The sequence below is a fragment of the Pseudomonas frederiksbergensis genome (assembly GCF_900105495.1).
Taxonomy (GTDB): domain Bacteria; phylum Pseudomonadota; class Gammaproteobacteria; order Pseudomonadales; family Pseudomonadaceae; genus Aquipseudomonas; species Aquipseudomonas frederiksbergensis.
Window position 1 is genome coordinate 1,251,913 of record NZ_FNTF01000002.1, and the last position, 11,415, is coordinate 1,263,327.

An 11,415-nucleotide genomic window follows, 5' to 3' on the forward strand; every position below is an offset into this window, starting at 1 on the left:
AGTGAGGCGATGTTTCAGTGCTGGGTGTTAGTCAGGAACTTGCTGAGAAACTGCTTCGTCCGTTCTTCTTTTGGATTGGCAAACAGGGCCTTGGCTTCGCCTTGTTCGACGATCACACCTTTGTCGAAAAACACCACGCGGTTCGCCACGTCCCGGGCAAAGCCCATTTCGTGGGTGACGATAACCATGGTGCGCCGCTCTTCGGCGAGGCTGCGGATGGTCGCCAGCACTTCACCTACCAGCTCCGGGTCGAGGGCTGAGGTCGGTTCGTCGAACAGAATCACTTCCGGCTCCATCGCCAGCGCGCGGGCAATCGCCACACGCTGTTGCTGACCACCGGAAAGGCGACGCGGGTACGCATCTTCCTTGCCCGCCAGGCCGACCCTGGCCATCAGCTTTTTACCCAGGGCAACGGCTTCGGCGTGCGGGATCTTCTTTACGATGATCGGGCCTTCGATAACGTTTTCCAGGGCGGTGCGATGAGGGAACAGGTTGAAGTTCTGGAACACGAAACCCACGTGCTGGCGCAAGCGTCGCACCAGGCTTTGCTGCTGGTTCAGCGGACGGCTGCCATCGATCTCGATGTCACCGACCTTGATCCGGCCGCTGGTGGGTTCTTCAAGAAAATTCAGGCAACGCAGGAACGTGGTTTTACCCGAGCCGCTAGGCCCGATGATCGCCACCACCTCACCTTCCTTCACTTGCAGATCGATGCCGTTGAGCACCACTTGACCCTTGAACTGCTTTGTCAGTTTTTCCACGACAATCATTGGGTCAGGACTCCAGATCGTGCCGATTGACCCGTGCTTCCAACTGGTTCTGCAGGTGCGAAAGCACCGTGGCCAGAACCCAGTAGATCAGCGCGGCGGCAAGGTACATGGTGAAAATTTCAAAGGTACGGGCGGTAATCAGCTGCGCCTGACGGAACAGTTCCGGCACCTGGATCGTGGCTGCCAGCGCGGTGTCCTTCACCAGCGAAATGAAGCTGTTGCCCAATGGTGGCAGGGCCGTGCGCATCGCTTGCGGCAGGATGGCCCGGCGCAGGGTTTGCGCGCGGGTCATGCCGATACTCGCGGCGGCTTCCCACTGGCCGCGCTCGATGGAGCTGATCGCGGCACGGAGGATTTCGCAGGCATAGGCCGCCATGTTCAGCGAGAAGCCGATCAGGGCCGCTGGTAGCGGATCAAGTTCGATGCCCAATTGCGGCAAGCCGTAATAGATCACGAACAGTTGCACCAGCAACGGCGTGCCGCGAAAGAACGACACGTAGATGCGGGCGATCCAGCTCACCAGTTTGAAGCGCGACAGGCGCATCAATGCCAGGCCGAAGCCCATCACCAGGCCGAAGAACATCCCGCCCAGGCTCAAGATCACCGTGTAGTACGCGCCCTTCAGCAGGAAAGGCGCGGAATCCAGCGCAAGTTGGAAAGCTTCTCCCATTATTGAGTGACGTCAGCGCTGAAGTATTTTTCCGACAGCTTTTTCAGCGTACCGTCGGCACGCAGCTTGTCGATGGCTTTGTTCACTGCAGCAAGCAACTCAGGCTCGCCTTTGCGCAGGGCAATACCGGCTTCCTGGCGGGAGAACGCTTCGCCGGCGGCGGAAGTGTCCTTGGCCTTCCTGGCGTATTCCAGCGCGGCGAGGCGGTCGATCAGAATGGCGTCGATGCGGCCAACGCGCAGGTCCTGGAACTTGGTCGGATCATCTTCGTAGGTGCGGATGTCAGCCTTGGGCACATTCTCTTTCACCCATTGCTCGTAGTTGGTGCCCAGGCCTACGCCGACTTTCTTGCCGGCCAGATCGGCGGCGGTCTTGATGGTGTCTTTGTTTTTGGTCAGGGTCAGCGCCTGAATCCCGGAAACGGTGTACGGCGTGGAGAAGTCGTACTTCTTCTTGCGCTCTTCGGTGATGGTCACCTGGTTGATCACCGCGTCCAGACGCTTGGATTCCAACGCAGCGAGGATGCCTTCCCATTTGGTCGGCTGCAATTTGACTTTCACGCCCAGCTCTTTGGCCAGGGCTTCGGAAAACTCGACTTCGAAGCCGGCCAGTTTGCCGTCGGCGTCGACGAAACTGAACGGTGGGTAAGTGCCTTCCAGACCCACGTTGATCACGCCGGCGTCTTTGATTTTTTGCAGTTGCTCACCGGCAACCGCTTGCCCCAGCAGACCGGCGCTCAGCGCCAGGCCCAGCGAACCAACCAGCAGGTTTCGACGTAGTGCGGAAAAATTCATGACAAGCCCCTGTGTTTTCTTATGAAGACGCTTTTAGGAATGTTGGCAAAATCGGGATTTGGACGACTGCGATATCCTGCCCTAAAGCAGCGTATGCGTCTCGCTGCAAATTCGCCTGCGGCGTGACTATATGCTGGCGTCTTTAGATTGGAAAATAATGAATATCAAGTTTGTTATTCTTTTTTTAGCTAAGTAATCGTCCCACGCTTTGCGTGGGAATGCAGCCCGTGACGCTCCGCGTCAATGGACGCGGAGCGTCCCTAGAGGCATTCCCACGCAGAGCGTGAGAACGATCGCCTACAAAAAGTCTTTGTAGGCGAACAATGCCGGCGCCCCGCCGGTATGCAGGAAGATGATCGGGCCATCATTGAAGCGCTGGCGCCCGATGCCATCGAGCAAACCCGCCATGGCCTTGCCGGTGTAAACCGGGTCCAGCAGCAAACCTTCCTGACCCGCCACCAGCTTCACGGCGGCCAACGTTCCGGCATTCGGTTCGCCGTAGCGCGGGCCGAAATACTCGTCCCATAACTCGACCTTGAAACTCGCCGGCAGCCTCATGCCCAGCAGCTCGGCAGTGCGTTCGGCGAGACCCTGGACTTTCGGGCGCTGGTCTTCGTCGCTGCGAGAAACCGTGACACCAATCACTGGCAAGTCCGGCAGTGCTTCATTCAGCGCCAACGCCAGACCGCTATGGGTCCCGGCGCTGCCCGAAGCCAGCACCACGGCCGCGAATGTCAGCCCGGTGTCCTTGATCTGCTCGGCCAATTCCAGCCCGGCACGCACATAACCCAAAGCGCCCAATGCGTTGGAGCCACCAATCGGCACCAGATACGGCTTCTTGCCGTTGTTGCGCAGGCGATCGGCCAGGGCCTGCAATTGTTCGTCGGCATTGTCGAGGTTTTCCACCAGCTCGATCTTGGCGTCGAACAGGTCCAGCAACAGTCGATTGCCGTTACCGACATAGTTGGCGTCGTCGGTACCCAAGGGGTTTTCCAGCAGGGCTACGCAGCCCAGGCCAAGCTTGGCCGCAATGGCGGCGGTTTGGCGCACGTGGTTGGACTGAAGCGCGCCAGCGGTGATCAAGGTGTCGGCGCCTTGTGCCAGTGCATCGGCTGCCAGGTATTCGAGTTTGCGCAGCTTGTTGCCGCCCATCGCCAGCGGCGTCAGGTCATCACGCTTGACGTATACATCGCGGCCCAGCCAGGCCGACAGGCGTTCGAGTTTTTCCAGGGCGGTAGGATGACCGAGCAAGTCGAGACGGTTAAAGCGGGCAAGCTGTTGTTTGATCATGGGGTCCGTACTGGGGGAGGGAGATGACAGGACTATAGGCACGCCTATTTAGCGGGGCAACTGCCAATCGGCCTTATGCCAAAAAGTGCTGAGCACAGCACAATCGGTTCTTAATTCGGCTTCCAGACCATGCCGTAAAGTAATCGCGGTTATCGCGGCCAGACAGTCCGGCCGCCCGTGAGGAGTTTTTACCGTGAGCGAGCGTTCCAGTCATTGGGAACTGCAGACCATCGTCAGCCAACTGCGCGCGGCGCGTGACCAGTGGCGGCTACAAAATGGCCGCGCCAGCACCGAACAGGGCGGTCGCGAGTTGCCTTCCCGAGCGGCCATGGCAGAGATTCTCGAAGCTCTCTGCGGCGCGTTGTTCCCGATGCGCCTGGGACCGGTGGATTTGCGCGAGGAGAGTGAAGACTTCTACGTCGGCCACACGCTGGACGTTGCGTTGAACGCGTTGCTGGCTCAGGCGCGACTCGAACTGCGCTACGCCGCTCGCCACAGTGCCCAGGCCGACACCGAAGTCGAGGCCAAGACGATTCAGATCATTCAGGACTTCGCCCTCGCATTGCCGGGGCTGCGCAGTCTGCTCGACACCGACGTGCTGGCGGCCTATCACGGCGATCCGGCGGCTCGCAGCGTCGATGAAGTGTTGCTGTGCTATCCGGGGATTCTGGCGGTGATTCACCATCGCCTGGCCCATCATTTGTACCGCGCCGGATTGCCGCTGCTGGCACGGATCAGCGCGGAAATCGCCCACTCGGCCACCGGCATCGACATTCACCCTGGCGCGCAGATTGGTCGCAGCTTCTTCATCGATCACGGGACGGGTGTGGTGATCGGCGAGACCGCCATCATCGGCGAGCGTGTGCGGATTTATCAGGCCGTGACGTTGGGCGCCAAGCGTTTCCCGGCAGATGAAGACGGTCAGTTGCAGAAGGGGCAGCCGCGACATCCGATTGTCGAGGATGACGTGGTGATCTATGCCGGTGCGACGATTCTGGGGCGGATCACCATCGGCAAGGGCTCGACCATTGGCGGCAATGTCTGGCTGACCCGCAGCGTGCCGGCGGGGAGCAACCTGACTCAGGCGAATCTGCAGCATGATGACGGGACGCAGAAGTAAGCCCGTAAATCTTCGCTGACTGACCCGGCCTCTTCGCGAGCAGGCTCCCACAGTGGATTGATGTTGGACACGGATCTGTGAACGACACTTCTCCCTGTGGGAGTGAGCCTGCTCGCGATTGGATTTCAAACCGAACCCGGATAATGGCATTTAGCTAATTCTCGACTGAACGAATCCTCTAAATCCCCCGTCATACCCATCCTTGAGCTAGCGTCAGATACTTACCGCCGAGCCTTGCGATTAGTCCTTAGCACCCTATTCATGTTTAACTTGAACGCTCATTCAAGTTAAACCGCCGGTTTGCTGCCCGCTCACAACAGGAGGCTTGCCTTTGCCGAGTCCGTTATTGATTGCCCTGTTTCACCCCCTTGAGGTGCACCTTTCATGAGTGCATCGCCCACCCCCGCCAGCGGTCAGGTCCGCATGAATCCGCCGGTTTTTTATTTCGCGGCGACCTTTATCTTGTTGTTCGCCGTGGTGGTCATGGCGATACCCGAACAGGCCGGTGCCTGGCTTCTGGAAGCGCAAAACTGGGCGGCCAACACGGTCGGCTGGTACTACATGCTCGCGATGACCCTGTATCTGGTCTTCGTGGTGGTCACCGCCTTGTCCGGCTACGGCAAAATCAAGCTCGGTGCCGACCACGACGAACCCGAATTCAGTTACCTGTCCTGGGCCGGCATGCTGTTCGCCGCCGGGATCAGCATCACGCTGTTCTTCTTTTGCGTATCTGAACCGCTGACCCATTTGGCGCAACCGCCGCAAGGCGAGGCCGGCACGGCGGATGCGGCGCGTCAGGCGATGCAGATTCTGTTCCTGCACTGGGGCCTGCATGGCTGGGGCGTGTTTGCCTTTGTCGGTATGGCGCTGGCGTACTTTGCGTATCGCCATAACCTGCCGCTGGCCCTGCGTTCGGCGCTTTATCCGCTGATCGGCAAGCGCATCAATGGCCCGATCGGTTACGCGGTGGACGGCTTCGGCATCATTGCCACGGTGTTCGGCCTTGGTGCCGACATGGGCTTTGGCGTGTTGCACCTCAACTCAGGTCTGGACTACCTGTTCGGCATCGCTCACACCCAGTGGATTCAGGTCGGCCTGATCACGCTGATGATGGGCGCGGCGATCATCGTCGCGGTGTCTGGCGTCGATAAAGGCGTGCGCGTGATGTCCGACATCAACATGCTGCTGGCCTGTGCGCTGCTGCTGTTCGTGTTGTTCGCCGGCCCGACCCAGCATTTGCTCAACACCTTGATCCAGAACATCGGCGACTACCTCGGCGTCTTGCCGATGAAGAGTTTCGACCTCTACGCCTACGACAAACCCAGTGACTGGCTGGGCGGCTGGACGGTGTTCTACTGGGCCTGGTGGATCGCATGGTCGCCGTTCGTGGGCCTGTTCATCGCACGGATTTCCCGTGGCCGGACCATCCGCGAATTCGTCTTCGGTGTGCTGCTGATTCCGCTCGGCTTCACCCTGGCGTGGATGTCGATCTTCGGCAACAGCGCCATCGATCAAGTCCTCAACCACGGCATGAGTGCCCTTGGCATGTCGGCCATCGATAACCCGTCGATGACCCTCTACCTGCTGCTGGAAACCTACCCGTGGAGCAAAACCGTCATCGCGGTCACGGTGTTCATCAGCTTCGTGTTCTTCGTGACATCTGCCGATTCCGGCACCGTCGTGCTGTCGACACTGTCCGCCAAGGGCGGCAATCCTGATGAAGACGGGCCGAAATGGCTGCGGGTGTTCTGGGGCGCAATGACCGCGTTGGTGACCAGTGCGCTGCTGTTCTCCGGCAGCATCGATGCGCTGAAGTCAGCGGTGGTCCTGACCTCGTTGCCGTTCTCGATGATCTTGCTGCTGATGATGTGGGGGCTGCACAAGGCGTTCTACCTGGAGTCGCAGAAGCAGATCGCTCAACTGCATTCCCTGGCGCCGGTGTCCGGATCGCGGCGAGGCGGCTGGCGTCAGCGCCTGAGTCAGGCGGTGCATTTCCCGTCACGGGATGAGGTCTATCGCTTCCTCGATACGGCGGTGCGCCCGGCGATTGAAGAAGTCTCGGCAGTGTTCGTCGAAAAGGGTTTGAAGGTGGTCACACAGCCGGACCCGGCCAACGACAACGTCAGCCTGGAAATCGGTCATGGTGAGGAGCGTCCGTTCATTTATCAGGTGCAGATGCGCGGCTACTTCACGCCGTCCTTCGCCCGTGGCGGCATGGGTTCCAAGGAACTCAACAACCGTCGTTACTACCGGGCCGAAGTGCATTTGAGCGAGGGCAGTCAGGATTACGATCTGGTGGGTTACACCAAGGAGCAGATCATCAACGACATCCTCGATCAGTACGAACGGCACCTGCAATTCCTGCATCTGGTGCGTTGATCGAGAACCGGTGGCGCCGGGCCTTTTCAGGTCTCGGCGCTCAACACCATGAACAGCACCAGCGCCGCCACCGGCACACTGAACACCACCGTGCCGATCATCAGTTCCGTACTCAGTGACTGGCCGGCGGTGACCATGCCAACGGCGCCGTTGATCAACGTCAACGCCAGCCACAGGACCACGAAGCTGTAGGTCAATGTCTGTTGGCTGAAGCCGATTTTCTCGCCGATGAACAGCATCAGCGCCAGCAGGATCAGGCCGAAAGTGATGATGATCGTGGTGTGCATGGTGGGTTCCGCCCTTCAGATGTGTGTCGCTTTTGCGGCCGCCTTCGCGAGCAGGCTCGCTCCCACAGGATTGCGACGACCTTGTGGGTGCGAGCCTGCTCGCGATAGGGGCGCTGCGGTGTCAAGTGAGCATAGTTAAACCAGCCCACCGTTGACGCGCAGGATTTGCCCGTTGACCCACGCCGAGTCCGGGCCGACCAGAAAAGACACAACGCGAGCGATGTCTTCTGGCTGAGCCAGACGTTCCAGCGGGGCCATCTTGGCGAAAGTCTGGATCTGCTCTTCGCTCTTGCCGTGCAGGAACAGGTCGGTCGCCACCGGACCGGGGGCCACGGCGTTGACGGTGATATTGCGACCGCGCATTTCCTTGGCGAACACCTGGGTCAGGGATTCCACCGCCGCTTTGCTCGCGATGTACACCGCGTAGCCCGGCAGGTTCAGGCCGACGGTGCTGCTGGAGAAGTTGATGATCCGCCCCCCAGCGTTCAGGCGGGTGGCGGCTTCACGCAGGGTGTTGAACGTGCCGCGAGCGTGGATGTTGAAGGTCTGGTCGAACAGTTCGTCAGTGTGTTGCGCCAGCGGCAGCACTTTGAGAATGCCGGCGTTGTTGACCAGCACATCGACCTTGCCCAGTTGCATTTCGGTCTCGTCGAACAGCCGGCGTACGTCGTCGGAATTGGCCACGTCAGCCTTGATCGCTATGGCCTGATGCCCGGCCTGACGCAATTCCACCACCAGTCTTGAAGCTTCGGTGGCACTGCTGGCGTAGTTGATTGCGACGGCGAAACCTTGTTTGGCCAGATGTTTGGCGATCACCGCGCCGATGCCACGGGAGGCGCCGGTCACGATGGCAACTTTCGAAGTTTGGTTCGTCATGGCGGTGATTCCTTTGAAGTTGATGGCTTGGGGTGAAGCCAGATTCACATGTTTACTCAGGCCAATAAATGCACGAGAGTTGCCTTCACTGTTCAATAATCGCCAACAATCAATCGCCAGGAGACCCGCGTGGATCAAGTCAAAGCGATGAAGGTTTTCGTACGGATCTACGAGCGCAGCAGCTTCACGCTGGCTGCCGACGACCTGAACCTGCCGCGGGCGACGCTGACCCACACGCTGAATCAATTCGAAGCCTGGCTCGGTACGCGTTTATTGGAGCGAAGCACCCGCAAGGTACGTCCTACACTGGATGGCGAGGCGTACTACCTGCGTTGCGTGCAGCTGCTGGCGGAGCTGGAAGAAGCCGAACTGGCATTCCGAAGCGTCGCCCCGAAGGGCCGATTGCGCGTGGATTTGCATGGCACGCTGGCCAGGCACTTCGTCATCCCGGCGTTGCCGCAGTTCATGGCGCGCTACCCGGACATCGAACTGTCCATCAGCGAGGCCGACCGCTTTGTCGACCTGATCGCTGAAGGCGTCGACTGCGTGCTGCGCGCCGGCACCTTGGGCGACTCCGCGCTGATCGGCCGCCGCGTTGCCAACCTGCGCCAAATCACCTGCGCCAGCCCCGCGTATTTGCGCAAATACGGCGAACCGACAAGCCTCGACGACCTGAAGCATCATCGTGCCGTGAACTACGTCTCGCGCACGACTGCCAAGTTATTTCCCTTCGAATTCATGGTTGACGGCGAGCTGAAGGAAGTCGCCATCGATGGCGCGCTTTCCGTGTTCGGCGCAGAAATTTATGCGGCGTCGGCGATCGCCGGGCTGGGCCTGATCCAGTGCCCGCATTACCGAATGGAGACGCAGATTTCCCAGGGTCTGGTGCAGGAAGTCCTGATCGACACGCCACCACCGCCGATGCCGGTTTCGGTGTTGTATCCGCACAACCGACACATGTCGCCACGGGTTCGGGTGTTTGTGGATTGGTTGGGGGAAGTGTTTGCGGGGGCTGTTTGACCTTGCTCGCTGCTCTTGATCGTTCCCACAGAGCGTGGGAACGATCATATGAAACGTTTCAGCATTTTCTCGAGTCCGAGGTTTATCGGCGTTTGTCTGGGCGTATGCTGGGCAACTTGCGAAGCAGTCGATACCAACTTCAAGACAGACAAGAGAGGATTCGATGACCTACACCGCTGCCGAAAACCGCTACGACTCCATCCCTTACCGCCGCGTGGGGCGCAGCGGGCTGGTGCTGCCGGCACTGTCTCTGGGCCTGTGGCACAACTTCGGCGACAGCACGCCGATCGACACCCAGCGATCGTTGCTGCGTACTGCGTTTGATTTGGGCATCAACCATTTCGACCTGGCCAACAACTACGGCCCGCCGTATGGCAGTGCCGAGATCAATTTCGGTCGTTTGCTGCGTGAAGACTTCAAGCAGTATCGCGACGAGCTGATCATCTCCAGCAAGGCCGGTTGGGACATGTGGGCCGGCCCTTATGGTCAGGGCGGCGGTTCGCGCAAATACGTGCTGGCCAGCCTTGATCAGAGCCTGCAGCGCCTGGGCCTGGACTACGTGGACATCTTCTATTCCCACCGCTTCGACCCGGACACGCCGCTGGAAGAAACCGCCAGCGCACTGGCCACCGCGGTGCAACAGGGCAAGGCGTTGTACATCGGTATCTCCTCGTACTCGGGGGTTAAAACCCGTGAAATGGCCGCACTGCTGAAAGAGTGGAAAGTCCCGTTGCTGATTCATCAGCCGGCTTACAACCTGCTCAACCGTTGGGTGGAAAAAGACCTGCTGGAGACGACGGATGAACTCGGTACCGGCGTGATTGCGTTTACGCCGTTGGCTCAGGGGTTGTTGACCGACAAGTACCTCAACGGTGTGCCAGCGGACGCGCGGGTCAATCGTCCCGGAGGTGATTCGTTGCAGGCGGCGCACCTGTCCGAAGCCAACATCGCTCATGTGCGTGCACTGAATGAGATCGCCAAGCGTCGCGGTCAGAGCCTGGCGCAGCTGGCATTGGCGTGGACCTTACGCGATCCGCGTGTGACGTCGGCGTTGATCGGTGCGAGCCGGCCGGAGCAGATTATCGAGAATGTCGGGGCGTTGAAGAATCTGAGCTTTAGCTCGGAGGAATTGGCGGAGATTGACCGGTTTGCCCAAGAGGGCGGGGTCAATCTTTGGGAGAAGCCTTCGACGGCTGAATGACCTCTAACTGATCGTTCCCACGCTCTGCGTGGGAATGCCTCAACGGACGCTCCGCGTTCGGCTCTTGATGGGACGCGGAGCGTCCCGGGCTGCATTCCCACGCGGAGCGTGGGAACGATCGGGTGATCGGATTACCGGAAAAACGGCACATCCCCCAACACCGTCGCCCGTTGCATCACCCGCCGCGCCGGCCGGTAGTCATCCACGGCGTAATGCTGTGTCACGCGGTTATCCCAGAACGCCACGTCGTCCTTCTGCCAACGCCAGCGGATGGTAAATTCCGGCCGTGTCGCGTGGGCAAACAGGAACTTCAGCATCACCTCGCTTTCGGTTTCCGACAGCTCATTGATCTTCGACGTGAAGCCTTCATTGACGAACAACGACCGGCGTCCGCTCACCGGATGAGTGCGAATCACCGGGTGGGACAGCGGCGGGTTTTTCCTGCGCGCTTCTTCCCACAGGGCCAAGGCTTCGGGTGTGGTGCCATAGCGCTCCAGCGGGAACGAACGAGTGAAATCGTGGGTGGCCGTCAGCCCTTCGAGCAAAGTTTTCATCGGCGCCGAAAGCGCTTCATACGCCGCGATACCGCTGGCCCACAACGTGTCGCCACCAAACTCCGGCAGCAACTTGGCACTGAGTACCGCGCCCAGGGCCGGGGTCGGCAGGAAGGTGACGTCGGTGTGCCAGATCGCGTTGTCGCGCACGTCAGTGACGGCGGTATCGAGGATCAGCACTTCGGGTTGTTCCGGCACATTCGGGTAGATCGGGTGAATGTGCAGGTCGCCGAAATTGGCGGCGAAACGCGCCTGTTGCTGCGGCGTGATCGGCTGATCGCGGAAGAACAACACTTGATGTTCGAGCAGCGCCTGCTCGATGGCATCGCGCTGTTCCAGGTTCAGCGGTTGGCTGATGTCGACGCCACTGATGTGTGCGCCGAGGGCGTAGCTTAAGGGGACGATGGTCAGGTGGCTCATGGTCTTTCTCTTCAATTCGGGGCGCCGGGCTTTT

The 11,415-nt window shown here is 59.8% G+C and carries 11 protein-coding genes; 4 read left to right on the plus strand and 7 right to left on the minus strand.

Annotated features, from left to right (window positions below; genetic code table 11):
• Positions 1 to 14: 14 nt before the first annotated feature.
• The 4 genes from tcyN to BLW70_RS06320 all read right to left on the minus strand — a co-directional run bounded on the left by tcyN (position 15) and on the right by BLW70_RS06320 (position 3,524).
• Complete coding sequence (gene tcyN / locus BLW70_RS06305; RefSeq protein ID WP_074872528.1) at positions 15 to 770, minus strand: L-cystine ABC transporter ATP-binding protein TcyN; 756 nt, start codon at positions 768 to 770, stop codon at positions 15 to 17.
• A gap of 4 nt (positions 771 to 774) precedes the next feature.
• The gene (gene tcyL / locus BLW70_RS06310) at positions 775 to 1,440 is read right to left on the minus strand and encodes a cystine ABC transporter permease (RefSeq protein WP_074872530.1); all 666 of its coding nucleotides are present in this window, start codon (positions 1,438 to 1,440) and stop codon (positions 775 to 777) included.
• On the minus strand, positions 1,440 to 2,234 hold the full coding sequence (tcyJ, locus tag BLW70_RS06315; RefSeq protein WP_074872532.1) for a cystine ABC transporter substrate-binding protein: 795 nt from the start codon (positions 2,232 to 2,234) through the stop codon (positions 1,440 to 1,442). Before tcyJ ends, tcyL begins: the two co-directional genes overlap by 1 nt.
• Positions 2,235 to 2,531: 297 nt before the next feature.
• Positions 2,532 to 3,524, minus strand: a complete 993-nt coding sequence (locus tag BLW70_RS06320) for a D-cysteine desulfhydrase (RefSeq protein WP_074872533.1) — start codon at positions 3,522 to 3,524, stop codon at positions 2,532 to 2,534.
• A gap of 193 nt (positions 3,525 to 3,717) precedes the next feature.
• Between BLW70_RS06320 and epsC the strand changes: the two genes are divergently transcribed.
• Positions 3,718 to 4,644: a serine O-acetyltransferase EpsC gene (gene epsC / locus BLW70_RS06325; protein ID WP_074872535.1), complete on the plus strand. Its 927-nt coding sequence runs from the start codon at positions 3,718 to 3,720 to the stop codon at positions 4,642 to 4,644.
• Between the two features lie 423 nt (positions 4,645 to 5,067).
• Positions 5,068 to 7,023: a choline transporter BetT gene (betT, locus tag BLW70_RS06330; RefSeq protein WP_162842869.1), complete on the plus strand. Its 1,956-nt coding sequence runs from the start codon at positions 5,068 to 5,070 to the stop codon at positions 7,021 to 7,023.
• Positions 7,024 to 7,049: 26 nt separating this feature from the next.
• Here betT and BLW70_RS06335 read toward each other — a convergent pair whose 3' ends face one another.
• Both BLW70_RS06335 and BLW70_RS06340 read right to left on the minus strand, forming a co-directional pair.
• Positions 7,050 to 7,310 carry a hypothetical protein gene (locus BLW70_RS06335; RefSeq protein ID WP_074872538.1) on the minus strand — a complete coding sequence of 87 codons (261 nt, stop codon included), beginning with the start codon at positions 7,308 to 7,310 and terminating at the stop codon, positions 7,050 to 7,052.
• A 135-nt stretch (positions 7,311 to 7,445) separates the two neighbouring features.
• On the minus strand, positions 7,446 to 8,186 hold the full coding sequence (locus tag BLW70_RS06340) for an SDR family oxidoreductase (protein WP_074880440.1): 741 nt from the start codon (positions 8,184 to 8,186) through the stop codon (positions 7,446 to 7,448).
• A gap of 129 nt (positions 8,187 to 8,315) precedes the next feature.
• On the opposite strand from BLW70_RS06340, the gene BLW70_RS06345 reads away from it, so the two are divergent.
• Both BLW70_RS06345 and mgrA read left to right on the plus strand, forming a co-directional pair.
• The gene (locus BLW70_RS06345) at positions 8,316 to 9,206 is read left to right on the plus strand and encodes a LysR family transcriptional regulator (RefSeq protein WP_074872540.1); all 891 of its coding nucleotides are present in this window, start codon (positions 8,316 to 8,318) and stop codon (positions 9,204 to 9,206) included.
• Positions 9,207 to 9,369: 163 nt separating this feature from the next.
• Positions 9,370 to 10,407: an L-glyceraldehyde 3-phosphate reductase gene (gene mgrA / locus BLW70_RS06350; protein WP_074872542.1), complete on the plus strand. Its 1,038-nt coding sequence runs from the start codon at positions 9,370 to 9,372 to the stop codon at positions 10,405 to 10,407.
• Between the two features lie 131 nt (positions 10,408 to 10,538).
• Here mgrA and tauD read toward each other — a convergent pair whose 3' ends face one another.
• Positions 10,539 to 11,381, minus strand: coding sequence for a taurine dioxygenase (tauD, locus tag BLW70_RS06355; protein ID WP_074872544.1), 843 nt, complete (start codon positions 11,379 to 11,381; stop codon positions 10,539 to 10,541).
• Between the last annotated feature and the right edge of the window lie 34 nt (positions 11,382 to 11,415).